General features: G+C 59.0%; 16 protein-coding genes. 7 read left to right on the top strand and 9 right to left on the bottom strand.

All coding sequences use genetic code 11. The annotated features are described in order from the left end of the window. Positions 1-151: 151 nt before the first annotated feature. Genes prmC through hisS form a run of 3 tightly spaced genes read right to left on the bottom strand, consistent with a single transcriptional unit; the run spans position 152 to position 3,288 of the window. On the bottom strand, positions 152-985 hold the full coding sequence (gene prmC / locus ACGHU1_RS02830) for a peptide chain release factor N(5)-glutamine methyltransferase (protein WP_390583218.1): 834 nt from the start codon (positions 983-985) through the stop codon (positions 152-154). Further along, the gene (prfA, locus tag ACGHU1_RS02825; RefSeq protein ID WP_390583216.1) at positions 982-2,049 is read right to left on the bottom strand and encodes a peptide chain release factor 1; all 1,068 of its coding nucleotides are present in this window, start codon (positions 2,047-2,049) and stop codon (positions 982-984) included. The genes prmC and prfA overlap by 4 nt, the downstream gene beginning before the upstream one ends. After that, on the bottom strand, positions 2,050-3,288 hold the full coding sequence (gene hisS / locus ACGHU1_RS02820; RefSeq protein WP_390583214.1) for a histidine--tRNA ligase: 1,239 nt from the start codon (positions 3,286-3,288) through the stop codon (positions 2,050-2,052). It lies immediately after the preceding gene. A 100-nt stretch (positions 3,289-3,388) separates the two neighbouring features. Between hisS and ppa the strand changes: the two genes are divergently transcribed. Then, the gene (gene ppa, locus ACGHU1_RS02815; protein WP_390583212.1) at positions 3,389-3,916 is read left to right on the top strand and encodes an inorganic diphosphatase; all 528 of its coding nucleotides are present in this window, start codon (positions 3,389-3,391) and stop codon (positions 3,914-3,916) included. Between the two features lies 1 nt (position 3,917). On the opposite strand, the gene ACGHU1_RS02810 is transcribed toward ppa, so the two are convergent. Continuing rightward, entirely contained in the window at positions 3,918-5,303 is a 1,386-nt protein-coding gene (locus ACGHU1_RS02810; protein ID WP_390583210.1) for a mechanosensitive ion channel domain-containing protein, read from the bottom strand. Positions 5,304-5,391: 88 nt separating this feature from the next. Then, positions 5,392-5,781 carry a hypothetical protein gene (locus tag ACGHU1_RS02805; protein ID WP_390583208.1) on the bottom strand — a complete coding sequence of 130 codons (390 nt, stop codon included), beginning with the start codon at positions 5,779-5,781 and terminating at the stop codon, positions 5,392-5,394. Positions 5,782-6,028: 247 nt separating this feature from the next. Here ACGHU1_RS02805 and lptB point away from each other — a divergent pair, with 247 nt between their 5' ends. From lptB to ctrA, 3 genes are all read left to right on the top strand, one after another. Beyond that, complete coding sequence (gene lptB / locus ACGHU1_RS02800) at positions 6,029-6,826, top strand: LPS export ABC transporter ATP-binding protein (RefSeq protein WP_390583206.1); 798 nt, start codon at positions 6,029-6,031, stop codon at positions 6,824-6,826. Positions 6,827-6,837: 11 nt separating this feature from the next. Next, complete coding sequence (gene rpoN, locus ACGHU1_RS02795) at positions 6,838-8,352, top strand: RNA polymerase factor sigma-54 (protein WP_390583204.1); 1,515 nt, start codon at positions 6,838-6,840, stop codon at positions 8,350-8,352. Positions 8,353-8,550: 198 nt separating this feature from the next. Continuing rightward, positions 8,551-9,246 (top strand): response regulator transcription factor CtrA, encoded by a 696-nt coding sequence (gene ctrA, locus ACGHU1_RS02790; RefSeq protein WP_142787809.1) that lies wholly within the window; start codon positions 8,551-8,553, stop codon positions 9,244-9,246. Between the two features lie 66 nt (positions 9,247-9,312). Here the strand turns inward: ctrA and ACGHU1_RS02785 are convergent, their stop codons facing one another. Then, positions 9,313-10,434: a mechanosensitive ion channel family protein gene (locus tag ACGHU1_RS02785; protein ID WP_390583202.1), complete on the bottom strand. Its 1,122-nt coding sequence runs from the start codon at positions 10,432-10,434 to the stop codon at positions 9,313-9,315. 104 nt (positions 10,435-10,538) lie between these two features. Between ACGHU1_RS02785 and ACGHU1_RS02780 the strand changes: the two genes are divergently transcribed. After that, positions 10,539-11,240, top strand: coding sequence for a tRNA (guanine(46)-N(7))-methyltransferase TrmB (locus ACGHU1_RS02780; protein ID WP_390583200.1), 702 nt, complete (start codon positions 10,539-10,541; stop codon positions 11,238-11,240). Between the two features lie 127 nt (positions 11,241-11,367). Continuing rightward, positions 11,368-12,582 carry a site-specific integrase gene (locus ACGHU1_RS02775; RefSeq protein WP_183309189.1) on the top strand — a complete coding sequence of 405 codons (1,215 nt, stop codon included), beginning with the start codon at positions 11,368-11,370 and terminating at the stop codon, positions 12,580-12,582. 14 nt (positions 12,583-12,596) lie between these two features. Here ACGHU1_RS02775 and ACGHU1_RS02770 read toward each other — a convergent pair whose 3' ends face one another. From ACGHU1_RS02770 to ACGHU1_RS02760, 3 genes are read right to left on the bottom strand one after another with little or no spacing between them, the layout of a single operon-like run. Next, a complete protein-coding gene (locus ACGHU1_RS02770) occupies positions 12,597-13,202 on the bottom strand; it encodes a GntR family transcriptional regulator (RefSeq protein WP_082134998.1) in 606 nt (201 codons plus the stop codon). After that, on the bottom strand, positions 13,199-14,065 hold the full coding sequence (locus ACGHU1_RS02765) for a phytanoyl-CoA dioxygenase family protein (RefSeq protein ID WP_390583197.1): 867 nt from the start codon (positions 14,063-14,065) through the stop codon (positions 13,199-13,201). Before ACGHU1_RS02765 ends, ACGHU1_RS02770 begins: the two co-directional genes overlap by 4 nt. After that, the gene (locus ACGHU1_RS02760; RefSeq protein WP_390583195.1) at positions 14,062-14,688 is read right to left on the bottom strand and encodes an acyl-homoserine-lactone synthase; all 627 of its coding nucleotides are present in this window, start codon (positions 14,686-14,688) and stop codon (positions 14,062-14,064) included. The genes ACGHU1_RS02765 and ACGHU1_RS02760 overlap by 4 nt, the downstream gene beginning before the upstream one ends. Before the next feature lie 218 nt (positions 14,689-14,906). Here ACGHU1_RS02760 and ACGHU1_RS02755 point away from each other — a divergent pair. After that, positions 14,907-15,588: PAS domain-containing protein (locus ACGHU1_RS02755; protein WP_390476925.1), on the top strand; the 682-nt coding region annotated here is incomplete at its 3' end.

Raw genomic sequence — 15,588 nt, 5'->3', positions numbered from 1 at the left:
CGCGCTCCGCGCTGCCTTGGCCGGGGGCTAGCCCTTAGGCCGTATGACATCGAATTTGGAGCTGGGCCGATCGATTTGCGCAGTTCACAGATCGGTGGCCTGATTCGGAGGTAGCGACCCTGACCCTGTTTGCCAAGCCCTACCGGGTTTTTCATGTGTGGAACGTCAGACCGCGTGACCTATTTGCAAGGTCTCTGACCAAATTGACCGAAAAACCGGCTTTTTCTGCCATTTCGCTTACTGCATCGGCCTGCGTATGACCGATTTCGAAAATCGCGATGCCGCCAGGATTTAAAAGCTTGCGCAGTTTCGGGATCAACACGCGGTAGTCGTCAAGGCCCTCTTTTCCGGCAAACAGCGCGCCGGCAGGTTCAAATTCGCGCACATCCGGTTCGAGCGCGGCATCGCTTTCGACATAGGGCGGATTGCACAGCACGAGATCGAATTTGCCCAGTTTTTCAGTCCAGCCTTGTGCGTGCCAATCGGCAAGAACGAAGCGCACATCGCGGCCGCTGGCATGTGCGTGCGCATTCGCCTGAAAGACGGCCCTCACCGTTTCGGAGCGGTCGACCGCGACACCCGATGCAGACGCGAACACTGACATCGCAGCCAGCAAAAGAGCGCCCGAACCCGTGCCAAGGTCGAGGATAGTGCCGGGAGACCCGCGACCTTCAAACTCGCCGCGCGCAGCCTCTATCAACGCCTCGCTATCGCCGCGCGGAATCAGAATGCCCGGCGCTACCGCCAATTCAAGGCCGTAAAATTCGGTTTGGCCGGTTATGTAGGCCACCGGTTCATGCGCGGCGCGGCGATCAACCAGACGGGCGAAACCGGGCGGTTCATTATCCCTCATTGCGCGCAGCAGCATCTCGGAACGGCCCGCCCCCAAAGCGTGCGCCATCAGCAATTCTGCATCGAGCCGTGCGGTATCGCTTGTCTCGGCCAGCCGGGCTGTCGCTGCGCGGATCGCATCGGCGACATTCATTCGTTCAGCGCGGCGAGCCGCTTGCCCTCGTCTTCCGATATGAGTGCATCGACCAATTCGCCCAGCCCCGGCCCAGCGAGCACTTCTTCCAGCTTGTGCAGCGTCAGACCGATGCGGTGATCGGTCACCCGGCCTTGTGGGAAATTGTAAGTTCGGATGCGTTCCGAGCGGTCGCCGCTGCCGACCATGGCCTTGCGCGCTTCGGCCTCTGCTCCTTGCGCCTCATCGCGGGTTTTTTCGTAAAGCCGCGCGCGCAGGACCTGCATCGCTTTTTCGCGGTTCTTATGCTGGCTGCGCCCGTCCTGGCAGGTCACCACCAGCCCGCTGGGTTCATGCGTTATACGGATTGCGCTGTCGGTGGTGTTGACGTGCTGTCCGCCCGCACCGCTGGCACGGTATGTGTCGATTTTCAGGTCGCCCGGATCGATCTTTACATCGACATCGTCCGGTTCAGGCAGCACCGCAACTGTTGCCGCAGAGGTGTGGATGCGGCCGCCGCTCTCGGTCACAGGCACGCGCTGAACACGGTGGACCCCGCTTTCAAATTTGAGCTTCGCAAACACGCCCGATCCGGTCACGTTGACGACGATTTCCTTGAACCCGCCAACTTCCGAGGCGCTCATGCTGACAGGTTCAACCTTCCAGCCGCAATCGGCGGCGAAACGTTCATACATGCGGAAAAGGTCGCCCGCGAACAGCGCCGCTTCATCCCCGCCTGTGCCAGCGCGAATTTCCAGCATTGCCGGTTTGCTGTCCGCGGAATCGCGCGGCAACAAGGCAATGGCGAGAGCGCGCTCTTTTTCCGGCAGGCTTTCGCGAATGGCGGACAGTTCATCCTCCGCCATCGCCTTCATTTCGGGATCGGCGAGCATTTCTTCGAGTCCCGCGATCTCATCACGCATGGCTTTCACATTGGCAGCGATCTTCGCAACCGGCTCCAGCTCGGCATAATCGCGGCTGGCCTGCACGAATTCGTCGCCTTCGAGCGTGCCCGACGCCATGCGGGCCTCAAGCTCGGCAAAGCGGTTGGCGATCTGGTCGAGACGGGCGGCGGGGATTTGCATTTAGTTGAGCAGCGCCTCAATCCGGGCGGTATCGGCGTCGCTTGCCTTGATCCGGTGCACGGGTGCGCCATCGCATATATCGAGCGCAAGGATCGATTTCGCGCCCGATTTCACCGCTTTATCGAACCGTTTGCGGGTGCTGCCCGATGCGGCCAATTCCGCCGTCAGACCCGCTGCGCGAACTCTGCCGATCGCCGCGATGGCATCACCGATACGTTCGTCGTCTTCGACCACGACAATGACATCGGCGTCCGGTTCATGCTTGTCCCCCACCAGCATCGCCAGCCGCTCGATCCCGGCCGCCCAGCCGACTGCGGGGGTCGCAGGTCCGCCAAGCGATTCCATCAGCCCATCGTAGCGCCCGCCGCCCAGAACCGTGCTTTGCGCGCCCAAAGCGTCCGCCGCTGCCGATCCTTCGTCGGGAATGAATTCGAACGCGGTATGGCGGTAATAATCGAGGCCGCGCACCAGACTTTCGGCGCGTTTCCATTTCACGCCTGCCGCGTCCAGACCATCCGTCACAGCCTTGAAAAATGTCTGCGCGTCTTCTGTCAGGAAGTCGTCAATACGGGGCGCATCTGCCAAAAATTGCTGGTCGCGGCGGTCTTTGCTGTCGAGGATGCGGAGCGGATTTTTCTCCAGCCGCTCCTGCGAATCCTCCGATAGCTGCCCCTCGACCGCTTTAAAATAAGTGATCAGCGCGGCGCGCCATTGGTCGCGGCTATCCGCATCGCCCAGCGTATTGAGATGCAGGGTGACGCCTTCGATACCCAGCTCTTCCAGCAGCTGGTCCGCCATGCACAGCAGCTCGACATCGGCCTGCGGCTCTGCGGCTCCTATAATCTCGGCATCGATTTGGTGAAACTGGCGGTAGCGCCCTTTTTGCGGACGCTCGTACCGAAAAAGCGGGCCGTGCGTGCCGATTTTAAGCGGGGCGTGTTGCTGCCAGCCATTGGTAAGGAACGCCCGCGCAATGCCCGCAGTGAATTCCGGGCGCAGGGTCAGGGAATCCCCCCCGCGATCCTCGAAAGAATACATTTCCTTGGAAACAACATCGGTCGTCTCGCCGATGGCCCGGCTAAAGACCTCGGTCCTTTCGAACACCGGCATTTCGGTTCGGCGGAACCGATACAGCTTGCGCACACGCTCGAACGTTTCGACCACAAAGGCAAACGCCTCCGCCTCAGCGCCGAAAATGTCCTGCGTGCCGCGTATGGCTTTGGGTGTGTTCTTGCTCATCCCTGCGCGATTAGGGCCAAGGGAGCCCTTTCGCAACGCTCCATCAACCGCTAGAGGCGCGGCCAACATCTTTTTACATACCTATCGAAAGACCCCCACGATGCTAATCGACAAGATTCCTACCGGTACCAATCCGCCTGACGATTTGAATGTCATTATTGAAGTTCCCACCGGCGGCGAACCGGTAAAATATGAATTCGACAAAGAATCTGGCGCCCTGTTCGTGGACCGCATCCTGCATACGCCGATGCGATACCCGGCGAACTATGGCTTTGTGCCGCACACACTTTCGCCGGACGGCGATCCGCTGGACGCGCTCGTGATCGCGCGCTCCCCCTTTATTCCCGGATGCGTGGTGCGGTCGCGCCCGATCGGAGTGCTTAACCTTGAAGACGAGCATGGCGGCGATGAAAAGCTCATCTGCGTACCGGTCGACACGACTTTCCCGTATTATTCGGATGTCGGAGAAACGAAGGATCTGCCTTCAATCATCATGCAGCAGATCGAGCACTTCTTCACCCATTACAAGGATCTTGAAACGGAAAAGTGGGTCCGGATTGGCAAATGGGGCGACCGCGCCGAAGCGCGCGAAATCGTGCTGGAGGCTATAGAGCGCGCAAAGAAATAGCCTATTCAACAGGGCGCGAGGAATCGAGGAGATCCTTTTGCTGCTCTGGGCCGGATCGCCGTTCATTCTCGACCATTTCGTTGATCTTGCTTTCGGGGCGAACGTCGTCGTGCGTGGCTGATTGTTTCGCCCGCGATTTCGGCTGCGGTGGCGCTTTAGATTCGGCCGACGCTTTCGATCTGCCGATAGGCAGCGGATCGGTCCGCCCGTCGAACCGCAGGCGGTAAATCGGTTCCGGCAGGGCAAAGCCGGCGTCTTCCAGCGCATCTTTTACCGAAGCAATGGCGAGGCTGCGTGATTTTAGAAAGTCGGCCTCCCGCTGATCAACCCACGCAAGGAAGCTGATCACGATGTTGGAATCGCCAACCTGTTCGATCTTGGCCATTGGCTCAGGTTCTGACAGGACAAATGGAAGCGCCAGCATGGTGTCCCGGCCAAGCTGCATTGCATTGCGCGGATCGTCATCTGCATCAATGCCCAGTTCGAATTCGAATCGGCGCTGAGGATTCCGCGTAAAGTTGACGATGACAGCTTTGAACACCTGTGAATTGGGTATGCGAAGATGATTGCCCTCCAGCGTCATAAGAATTGTCGCCCGGCTGGTAAGGCGGATTACATGCCCCTCCAGATCATCAATCAGCACATGATCGTTGGCGCGAAACGGCTGGCGCAAACTTAGCATCAGCGACGCGACATAGTTCTCGATCGTGTCGCGCATCGCAAAGCCGAGCGCGATGCCCACCACTCCGGCCCCGCCCAGTACCGCACCCAGCAACGCACCAGCACCAATCATGTCGAGCGCGATAACAATGCCGCCCACGACAAACACAAATCGAATGGCGCTGCGGATTAGCTCTCCAAGAAAGGCGTTGGGCGCTATCCGGTCCCAAATAAATCGCAATCCCGCGATCAGATATCCGGTGGCGGCAAATGCAACCGCGACAAGCAACGCGACCGCGAACAGCGGCAATCCGGCCACAAAACCGTCGAACAGGTCCGACATTTTATTGAAGATCGACAGGTTCTGTTCGACCGACAGATCCCGCTCAATGCTGTTTTCTATCGTGACAACGCCTGACACACGCGCGGCAATTGCCTCTGCCCGCGCGATGGCGTCGGCGTTTGGCAAAGTGCCTTCAAGGCTGACAACGCCTTCGCTGGTCGATACCTCGACCGTTTCAAAGTCGGGAAGCTCGGAAAAGATACCCTTGATCCGCTGGGTGATGCGGCTGTCTTCGCCGGCGCTCTGCCCTTGCGCAATTTCGGTGTCGACGGTTTGCGTCTCCGCGCTTTCGCCGCCCTCTCCTTCAAGTCCGGGAAGCGCAGCATACGCGGGCACTGACAGCAGCAATGCAGAGACGATTAAGAGGAGACGGGAAAAGGTCACGCGAGCGCCATTGAAAGAACGCCAGAAAGCGGCGCACGCTGGGTCAACAGAACTGCGGCATATTGTGTTCCCCGGAAGCGGGAAAGGATTATCCGATGAGCGCGAAGGTGGCCTTGCACAACCCCGTCAGCGCAAGCGGAAGGCCGATGGCCATCGCCCACAGCAGGATCGCATCGCGGCGAAATGCCGGAGCGAGCGAAGGGTCGGACGCATCCGCATCAGACAAGCCGGTCCAGGGCCGCTCGAACCAGCGGCACGCAGGGATGATCGCCGCAACAAGAATGATCAGCACAATAAAGGGCAGGATCGAGGAGACGCCGCTCGATAACGCTTTCACAGTCGCGAAAATGTGCAAACCGGTGTAAACGAGCAGCGCGAAGGCGACATGGTCGCTCATCTTTTTGCGCCAGTCGATTGCGCCTGATCGATGCGCGGCGCTAACTGCGCTCTTGCTGTTGTGCTGCGAATAATCGCTCATAAACCGCTCCCCAACGGATTGTCTCTCTGCTGCGAATATCTCAAATACGGCGGGTTCTGGCAAGCGTGGTAACCAAAATGTAACGCTCGCATCGCCTATCAGGGGCGCGTTTTCGCCGGACTGGCAGGCGAAACAAGACGTTAGCTGGCGCAGCCTGTCCTGCGTATTGACGCGTAGAAAGCAAAAATCCTGCCAAAATGGCTGCGGGGGTCTTTCCTGTTAAGGCAATAATGCTAAAGCCGTGGGTATGAGCGACTCTTCCGCCCTCGACGATCTGGCTGCATCCGCTTCCGAAACCGCCGATGCCACCGCCCCGCTGCCCGATGGCGGCCTGGAAGTCGTTTCGATCGCCAAAAGTTATGACAAACGCGCGGTCCTTACCGACATATCGCTGACCGTTGGCAAGGGCGAAGTGCTCGGCCTGCTGGGCCCCAATGGCGCGGGCAAGACGACCTGTTTCTATTCAATCATGGGTCTGGTCAGACCCGATTCCGGCCGCATCCTGATGGACGGCGAGGATGTGACGAAACTGCCGATGTATCGCCGCGCGATCCTCGGCCTTGGATACCTGCCGCAGGAAACCAGCATTTTTCGCGGCATGACGGTTGAGCAAAACATCAACAGCGTGCTCGAAATGGCTGAGCCCGACCGCGATACCCGCGCGGCTGAACTGGAGCGGCTGCTGAGCGAGTTTGGCCTGACACGTCTTCGGACAAGTCCGGCGATGGCTCTGTCCGGCGGTGAGCGCCGCCGCTGCGAGATCGCCCGCGCGCTCGCGGCGAAACCTTCGATCATGCTGCTTGATGAACCGTTTGCCGGGATTGATCCGCTGTCCATCAGCGACATTCGCGATCTCGTCGCCGACCTCAAAACGCGCGGTATCGGCGTGCTGATCACCGACCACAACGTGCGCGAAACGCTGGAAATCGTCGATCGCGCCTGCATCATCTATGGCGGGCAGGTGCTATTCGCAGGCACACCACAGGAACTCGTCGCCGATGAAAATGTCAGGCGGCTTTATCTGGGAGAGAGCTTCACGCTCTGACGGTTACCGCAATGGCGCTCGGACCCAGACTGGACCTTCGCCAATCGCAACAATTGGTGATGACGCCGCAATTGCAGCAGGCGATCAAGCTGCTGGCCGCGTCCAATCTCGAAATCGAAACCTTCATCGGTGACGCGCTGGATAGCAATCCGCTGCTGGAGGCGGGCGCAGTTTCCAGTGAAGATCAGGGCGCCCCAGCGGAACCCGATGATATTCCGCGCGAAGAATTCACGTCCGACCAATTGATGGCGCAAGGTCAGGGCGAAAGCGAAGCGCCGCTGGACATCGACAACAGCGCGCTCGACAGGGACCGTGATACCGGGGATGCCGAATGGGGCGCCAGCAGCGCGGCCTATTCAGGCGATGCCGAATGGGGCGCCAGCAGCGCGGCCTATTCAGGCGATGCCGATCTGCCCGATGCCGGCGTCACGCAGTCGGCTGCATTATCGCTTGGCGATCATCTCAACGAACAAGTCGGCGCGATTGCGGTCAATCCGAAAGAGGAATTCATCGCGCGCCATCTGATCGGGCTGCTGGACGATGCCGGCTATCTGACCAGCGGGCTGCGCGAAATTGCCTATGATCTCGGCGTGAGCCTGGATGAAGTCGACGATGCGCTGACAGTTGTTCAAATGCTCGATCCCACCGGCGTGGGCGCGCGCAGCCTGGCGGAATGCCTTGAGCTTCAGGCGCGCGATGCCGACCGGTACGACCCGTGTATGCAAAAACTCATCGCGAACCTCGAGGCGCTCGCGCGCGGCGAGGTCGATCGGTTGAAGAGGCTTTGCAATGTCGATGACGAGGATTTTGCCGACATGCTGGGTGAATTGCGCAGCTATGATCCGAAGCCCGGCCTCGCCTTTGCGCCGGGTGCGGACAGCGCGGTGGTCCCCGATGTTTTGCTGAGTGCTGCCGAAGATGGCGGCTGGGACATCCGCCTGAACGAGGAAACGCTGCCGCGCCTCGTCGTAAACCGCGATTATTATGTCGAGCTGAAATCGAGCGCTGGCGATACGGACGCGCAGGGCTGGCTCAAGGAAAAGCTGGCCGATGCGCACTGGCTGATCCGGGCGCTTGACCAGCGGCAGAAGACGATCCTCAAGACATCGGCAGAGATTGTGAAACAGCAGGACGGGTTTTTCCGCCGCGGTGTGTCCGAACTGCGTCCGCTGACCCTGCGCGAAGTCGCCGAGCAGATCGACATGCACGAAAGCACGGTCAGCCGCGTCACCAGCAACAAATACCTGCACTGCGAACGCGGCTGCTTTGAACTGAAATACTTCTTTTCCAGCGGCGTTGCCTCCAGCGACGGCGAGGGGGCATCGTCCGAGGCGATCAAGGCCCGGATCAAGGCGCTGACCGATGCCGAAGACCCTAAGAAGGTGCTGTCGGACCAGAAACTCGCCGACATGCTTAAAGACGAAGGTTTCGATCTTGCAAGGCGCACGGTCGCGAAATATCGCGAAGCCATCGGCATCGGTTCGAGCGCGCAGAGGCGGCGGCAGAAGAAACTGGCCAACCTTTAGACCGCTGGCGAAACCGCGTGAAAAGACCTGTTGCCCAAAAGACTCGCATCATTTTGGGCCGCCCGTTTACGGCACGTTAACCTTTTCCGTTCAGTTCTTGTGTGGTTAATACACGGCAACACCTCTTAGCGAGGCGTTACCAAACCGGCCTGCCAAACGGTGGGCCTGCCAAAATTTTGGTCAAACAGGGGACCAGATATGCGAGTGCTGTTGATTGAGGACGAGCCAACAACCGCGAAAGCGATTGAGCTTATGCTCACCACCGAAGGCTTTAATGTCTATTCGACCGATCTGGGCGAGGAAGGCCTCGATCTGGGCAAGCTGTATGATTACGATATCATCCTGCTCGACCTCAACCTGCCGGACATGCACGGCTATGACGTGCTGAAAAAGCTGCGCGTAGCCAAGGTGCAGACGCCTGTTCTGATCCTTTCGGGTATCGCGGAAATGGACAGCAAAATCCGTTCGTTCGGTTTTGGCGCTGACGATTACGTGACAAAGCCGTTCCACCGCGAAGAACTGGTTGCCCGCATTCACGCTGTGGTGCGCCGTTCCAAAGGGCACAGCCAGTCGATCATCCGCACTGGCAAGCTCGCCGTGAACCTCGATGCGAAAACCGTCGAAGTCGATGGCGCCCGTGTTCACCTGACGGGCAAGGAATACGCCATGCTTGAGCTGCTTAGCCTGCGAAAAGGCACGACCCTGACAAAGGAAATGTTCCTCAACCACCTCTATGGCGGAATGGACGAACCCGAACTCAAGATTATCGACGTGTTCATTTGCAAGCTGCGCAAAAAGCTGAGCCATGCATGCGGCGGCGAAAACTATATCGAAACCGTCTGGGGCCGCGGATATGTGCTGCGCGATCCCAATGAAGAGGCCGAAGCGGCCTGATTAAAGTCTTCCTGACTCAAAGACACCCGGGATGCGTAACGCGCGTCCCGGGTGTTTTCGTATGTATCAGCGAGAACTGCCGAGCGCAGCGAAATCGCGGCCGCTCGGTTCCTGGAACACGGTAAGACCGAATTCGGGCACGATTGCGAGCAGGTGGTCGAAAATATCGGCCTGAATATCCTCATATTCGCCCCAAGCGGTGGTGTCGGCAAAACAGTAAATCTGGATTGGCAGGCCCTGCGGCCCCGGATCCAGCTGACGCACCAGCAGCGTAAATCCCTCGCCAATGCGGGGATGCCATTTGAGATAGGCGGCAATCTCATCCCGCTTTGCCGCGAGATAGGGTTTCAGGATGCGGAATTTCTTCAGATCGACCACCTCTTCATCGCTGAGGAAGCGGATCGAATTCTGATCAAGCACAATCGAGCGTTTGATTCGCCGGCCGCCGCTTTCGCTCATGCCGCGCCAATTGCGATACGCATCGGAGACCAGTCGGTGCGTCGGAATTGTGGTGATCGTCTTGTCGAAATTCTGGACCTTCACCGTGTGCAGAGAGATGTCGATCACGTCGCCATCGGCCTGCATGCTAGGCATTTCGATCCAGTCGCCAACCCGCAGCATATCGTTCGACGTCAGCTGCACGCTCGCCACCAGCGACAGGATCGTATCCTTGAACACCAGCAGCAGAACCGCTGTAATCGCGCCAAGGCCGGACAAAAGCAGCAGCGGGGACTGGTCGATCAGGACCGAAATCATGATAATCGCCGCGCCGCACAGGACGATGATTTTTACGACCTGCACGAACCCCTTGATCGGCCTATTTTTTGACCGCGGCAGACGTTCATACAGCTCATTGCCGTATGCCAGCGCCTTCACAATCGCCATCGCGACCGAAATCACGATCAGCGCCTGCGCGACATTGGTGATGACGGTGTAAATAGCCTCGGGCAAATGAGGGACCAGGCGGATGCCCTGCGAAATGACCATCAAAGGCGCGACCGTCGCGGCCCATGCGGCCGACTTGTCGATCGTTTTGGTGGACCGGTCCAGATACGGCGCCAGCACTCGCAGGATCACGTGTTTGAGCACATAGTTGACTGCCAGTGATGCAGCGATCAGCGCGGCGAGACCAACCAGAGACTGCACCCAGGGCGCTTGCTCTTCGAAAAAGGTGATGAGGGTGTCCATGCCGAACTGCGTTAGCGTGTGGCAGGTGCATTGCTCAAGTCCCCAGCACTTACCAGCGCATCCGGTCTGGACAAGCCTGCCCCTTCCCCATTACCGCGCGCAGCATGAGTGCGTTTAAAGAAGGCGATCCCACCACCCTGAACCGGCTGTATGGTCGCAGCATCGGCAAGCCGCTGCGCGGGCGGCAGCAAGGTCTGGTCGACGATCTCCTGCCGAAAATTGCGGTTCCTGAAACCGGCCCTGTCACAGCCGAGGGGCTGTTTGGCGAAGACTGCCCGCTGCATTTCGAAATCGGCTTTGGCAGCGGCGAACATCTTGCCTACCGCGCAGACCTGCTACCCAACCACGGATTTATCGGCGCAGAACCGTTTCTTAATGGAGTTGCGGCGGCGCTTGCCCATGTGGATGACGAGCGGCTCGCCAATGTCCGTTTGCACCACGGCGATGCGATCGACGCGCTACAGCGGATACCCGATGGCGCGCTGACGATGTGTTACCTGCTCCACCCCGATCCGTGGCCAAAGAACAAGCACGCCAAGCGGCGGATGATGAATGACGGCCCCGTTTCGCTGATTGCGCAGAAACTGAAACCGGGCGGCGAATTTCGCTTTGGCACCGATCACGACATCTATCTGCGTCACGCGCTGATGGTGATGCAGCGGCATATGGATAAATTTGAATGGGTCGTCGAAGGTCCATCCAGCTGGCAAAACCGCCCGAGCGGATGGAGCGAGACCCGTTACGAGCACAAGGCACGCACCGTTTTCGGCCACGAGGTGTGGTACTTTCGATTCAGGCGACGCTAGACTACGCTGATGTTGTAAAAACAACGACTTGGCCAAAAACATCTACGCCAGGATTGCCTCCAATTCGCCCCTTTTTCCGCTTGCGTGATTACCCGGTGATTGCCAGAAAAAGGCCACGAGGTATCGCATGGCAACAGGAAAAATCAGCAAGCGCACGGTCGATTCGCTCCCGGTTGGACCAAAGGAAAACTATCTTTGGGACACCGATCTTAAGGGCTTTGGCGTCAAGATTACAGCTGCTGGATCAATCAGTTACATAATCCAGTTCCGAATGGGCGGACGAGAAGCGAAGACCCGTCGTTTCACGATCGGATCACATGGATCGCCCTGGACACCGACTACTGCACGCTTGGAGGCTGAGCGATTGTTGGTGATTGTTGCGCAGGGCATTGATCCGGTTGATGCGGAAAAGCAGCGCCGACGGGAAGCTGTCGACCTCGCCTTCTCGAATTACGCTGACCTCTTCACCCGCTCCTGCAAACGCGAGGGATGGCGTCGCCTCGTGGAACGATCCATTCGCCTCTACCTCAAGCCCACATTCGGAATGAAGGCGCTGCCAGCGATTACGAAGATCGACGTCGTATCGGTTCTCGATCAGATGCCGCCCAAGCAGGTGGCAAACCGGCGAAATGTCTTTGCCGTTATGCGCCGCCTGTTTCGCTGGGCCGTGAGTCGCGGAGATATCGATCGCAGTCCGATGGAGGGCATGGAAACGCCGCCTCCGGTCAAGCCACGAGAGCGCTGGCTCAAGGATGGCGAACTCCGCCATATCTGGGACGCGGCACCGGAATGTCATCGATGCTTTGGTCCAATTGTCAGACTTCTGATCGTGACCGGACAGCGCCGTGAAGAAGTCTCCGGGATGCAATGGCAGGAGCTCAGTCGCAGCGAAAGATTGTGGACCCTGCCCGGATCTCGGACCAAGAACGGAGAACCAAACTCCATTCCGCTCAACGATCTTGCAATCGCCGAGCTCGACCGGGAGGCTCGCGGCGAGAAGTGGCCACGCAAAGGCCGGGTCTTTGCGACAGCTAGTGGGGCGGGCTTTACGGGATACGCCAAGGGGAAGGTGAAGCTCGACAGCCTGATCGAGGAACGTCGCGAAGAGCCGCTCGACGCCTGGCGCCTTCATGATCTACGACGAACCCTCGCCACGAACTTTCAGCGGCTTGGCGTTCGGTTTGAAGTCACCGAAGCCGTTCTCAACCACGTCGGCGGATCTCGTGCCGGAGTCGCCGGCATCTACCAGCGCCACGATTGGAAGGACGAGAAGCGCCAGGCACTCGATGCCTGGAATGATCACCTCGCGACGGTTCTGTCCGAGAGTGGAGAGACCACCTAACTCATTGGCGAGGGCTAGGCGGTCTGCTGGTTCAAACGTCCGACCAAAGCGGGTACCAGAGCCTCGATGTGTTGATGATATGCGCGTACCGCCCGGGTTGAGCCATCGAAACCCTGCTGAGCTGTTCGCTCAATTTGCTCAAGGGCATGCGACGCCCCAGGCCAAATCTCCGGCTCGAGTTCACGTATCGGGTGGAGTCTGTCGCTAATGCGTTCGACCAAATGTACGCGAAACCGATTGCCTGAGTTTGCCGCGATGTCTCTGAAGACATGCGCCAATCGGTCGGCATAAGCACCCTGAGTGACGTTGGATCCTTCGTCGATTTCCAGTGATTTGCGGTCGGTGTCGGAAGTGTGCTCCAAAAGCAGCGCGTTGACTTGCAGGATGTCGCGCAAGGCCTGTTCGGTAAGCAGCGGTACGCGAAATCCTTCGCCGGGCGTGAGGTCGACCAGCCCTTCGCCGACAAGCTGGTTCAGGCTGTCTCTTACCGGCGTCATGCTTACTCCGAAATCGTCAGCCAGTCGCATCGCCTCGAGCTTCGCACCGGCCCGGAAGCGCCCTTCCAGCAATGCATTTTTAAGCCGCCTATACGTAGGCTCGAGGACGTGAGCGGGACTCATCGCCCGCTGCGGCGCGTCTCGGCGAACTCACGAACCGCTTCTTTCTGGTCGGGGCGCAGACTATCGGTTGCCTGCGGGAATTCGGGCACCTCGTCACGCAGCAGAACCGACGGGCATTGCCCTTCGAAATTACCCAGGTTCGGGCGGTGCTGCACATAACCGGCCAGTTCGGCGAGTTCGGGCGAGAACTCTTTTGCTACTGCTGGCGGATAGGCCAGCCAGAGATTCTCGTAGGGTTTGAGCCAGCCGAGACTGTAGCCGATTACGACACCGCGGCGGACATCCTCGGTCTGGTTTGGCCCCGCTCCATGGACGGTGGAGCCAAGAAAGCAGATGGCATCGCCGGGCTTGCAAACTGCGACTATGGGATCGTCGAGACTTTCGAGATTGTCGACAGGCTTCCTGTGCGTCCCGGGGTAGATGCGTGTCGCGCCATTGAGGCGAGTAAATTCGGTCAGCGGCCAGATGACGTTGAGAAGATATTCGTGATCGCCCTTGCGGCCTGCCCACATATCCTGATCGCAATGCGGAAACTGTTCTATCTCGCCGGGATGGATCGCGATCGCCTGGGCGACATTGAGCTGTATCCGGTCGCAGGCGCTGCCGAGAATTGCGCGGGCGAGCGATAGGACTAGCGGCTGCAGGACCAGATCGCCCGCGACCTGCGAGCGGCGAAGCAGGCTTCCAAACCGTTTGGTCCGATGCCCATAGAAGTCTCCCTTCCCGAGGGGCGCCTGCGCAAACGCACCTTCCAGGTCGGCATCGAGTGCGGCGATCTGTTGCTCGGCGACAAGCTGCGGAATGATGCAATAGCCATCCTCTTGCAGCTGTTCGAGCCAATACGCCTCGCTCGGCCCAGTCATGCTGCCAGCTCCATGCCGCCATAGGCTTCCGGCTTAGGATTGCGGCAGTAGATCCCTGCGTTGGCGAGTTGCGCGCGTGTATTCTGGTCGATGTCGATGCGAAGAGCGACAAGCTTCTGCCCATCGATAGAAACGCACGGTCCAAGCTGCTGGCAGCGCCAGCCGAACTGGGCGATCTGTCGGAACCAGGGCACCGGGGCGACCGCCGAATAACCAGCGATCCCTTCCGATATTGCAAAATCGGCGAGGGCGGAGACGAGCTGGTTGCGGACACTCCGGCGATCAGCGCGCGGCAACGTGGGATCGATACAGAAGCGGGTAATCTCGCGAAATGCCTCATCCTGCGGAACAGGTCCGCTGCACAGCTGCGGAAAAAGATCGCGCAAGATATGAGGTCCGTCAGAACGCAGGAGCCGGGCCGATGCGCGATGCTCGCAATTTTCGCCGGTGAGGACGAGATAGGCGGCCGAGGGCGTATCGAACTGGTCGATTTCAAAGGTCTCGTCGAGCACCGGAACGTCCCACCCAAGAAGATCCACGAACACGCGCTTGCGCGCCTCGAACATGGCGCGAAGTGCCGGATCGACCAGGCTTGCACCACTTATACCGCTGCTTTGCTGCATGAAGATTACCTGTGAACTTGATGACTGCTCGCATCTCATCAAATCCGGATAGGCAGCGACATACCAAGAATTGGGGAGGGCCACATCTGGCGCTCTACAGGGCGAGTTTACTGACCGCCCCACCTGTGCGATGAGCTTCAGCGTTTGAAAATCAACAAGATACGACAGGTATCCTATCGGTCCGATTCTGTTCATCCCGAGAAGGTCACAAGCTGGCTATGAATGCAAAAGTCATCACGAATTTCCAGCTTGGCAGCCGCGAATCCTCCTCGGCGCCGGATGTCTTGCCCCTGGCTACAGAGCATGCGCTGCAATCCGCCGGAGCTGCTTTCCATGCGCTCGCCGACACCATGCCGCAGATGGTTTGGTCGACTCTTCCCGACGGCTCCCACGATTATTACAATGCGCGCTGGTATGAATTCACGGGTGTCCCTGTCGGATCAACCGACGGCGAAGGATGGGCCGGGATGTTCCATGAGGATGACCAGGCCGACGCATGGAAGAAATGGAACCACAGCCTCGCTACCGGCGAACCGTACGAGGTTGAATATCGCCTGCGGCATCACAGCGGTGATTATCGCTGGATGATCGGTCGTGCGCTGCCGATCCTGAACGAGCAGGGTGAGATCCAGCGCTGGATCGGCACTTGCACGGATATCGACGAGCAGAAGCGCACCGCTCTCCAAAACGACATCCTGAGCCAGGAGCTCAGCCATCGCATCAAGAACATCTTCGCGATTGTTTCCGGTTTGATCAGCCTGACAGCGCGCGCAAATGAAGCGTTCGGTGAAGCGTCGCGCGATTTGCTAGGCCGGATTTCCGCGCTGGGGCGCGCGCACGAATTCGTCCGGCCGCACAGCGAAAAGTCCCAGCCCGAGGGCAAGGAAGTGACCCTCGCCA

Source organism: Erythrobacter sp. MTPC3 (genome assembly GCF_042854385.1).
Lineage (GTDB): Bacteria > Pseudomonadota > Alphaproteobacteria > Sphingomonadales > Sphingomonadaceae > Erythrobacter.
Note: the sequence above shows the minus strand (reverse complement) of the source record. Positions and strands in the feature narration are given on the sequence as shown.

Bases quoted from the DNA above. Each gene is read 5' to 3' on its own strand.
- prmC (WP_390583218.1), bottom strand. From the start codon at position 985: ATGAATGTCGCCGATGCGATCCGCGCAGCGACAGCCCGGCTGGCCGAG.
- prfA (WP_390583216.1), bottom strand. From the start codon at position 2,049: ATGCAAATCCCCGCCGCCCGTCTCGACCAGATCGCCAACCGCTTTGCC.
- hisS (WP_390583214.1), bottom strand. From the start codon at position 3,288: ATGAGCAAGAACACACCCAAAGCCATACGCGGCACGCAGGACATTTTC.
- ppa (WP_390583212.1), top strand. From the start codon at position 3,389: ATGCTAATCGACAAGATTCCTACCGGTACCAATCCGCCTGACGATTTG.
- ACGHU1_RS02805 (WP_390583208.1), bottom strand. From the start codon at position 5,781: ATGAGCGATTATTCGCAGCACAACAGCAAGAGCGCAGTTAGCGCCGCG.
- lptB (WP_390583206.1), top strand. From the start codon at position 6,029: ATGAGCGACTCTTCCGCCCTCGACGATCTGGCTGCATCCGCTTCCGAA.
- rpoN (WP_390583204.1), top strand. From the start codon at position 6,838: ATGGCGCTCGGACCCAGACTGGACCTTCGCCAATCGCAACAATTGGTG.
- ctrA (WP_142787809.1), top strand. From the start codon at position 8,551: ATGCGAGTGCTGTTGATTGAGGACGAGCCAACAACCGCGAAAGCGATT.
- ACGHU1_RS02785 (WP_390583202.1), bottom strand. From the start codon at position 10,434: ATGGACACCCTCATCACCTTTTTCGAAGAGCAAGCGCCCTGGGTGCAG.
- ACGHU1_RS02780 (WP_390583200.1), top strand. From the start codon at position 10,539: ATGAGTGCGTTTAAAGAAGGCGATCCCACCACCCTGAACCGGCTGTAT.
- ACGHU1_RS02775 (WP_183309189.1), top strand. From the start codon at position 11,368: ATGGCAACAGGAAAAATCAGCAAGCGCACGGTCGATTCGCTCCCGGTT.
- ACGHU1_RS02770 (WP_082134998.1), bottom strand. From the start codon at position 13,202: ATGAGTCCCGCTCACGTCCTCGAGCCTACGTATAGGCGGCTTAAAAAT.
- ACGHU1_RS02765 (WP_390583197.1), bottom strand. From the start codon at position 14,065: ATGACTGGGCCGAGCGAGGCGTATTGGCTCGAACAGCTGCAAGAGGAT.
- ACGHU1_RS02760 (WP_390583195.1), bottom strand. From the start codon at position 14,688: ATGCAGCAAAGCAGCGGTATAAGTGGTGCAAGCCTGGTCGATCCGGCA.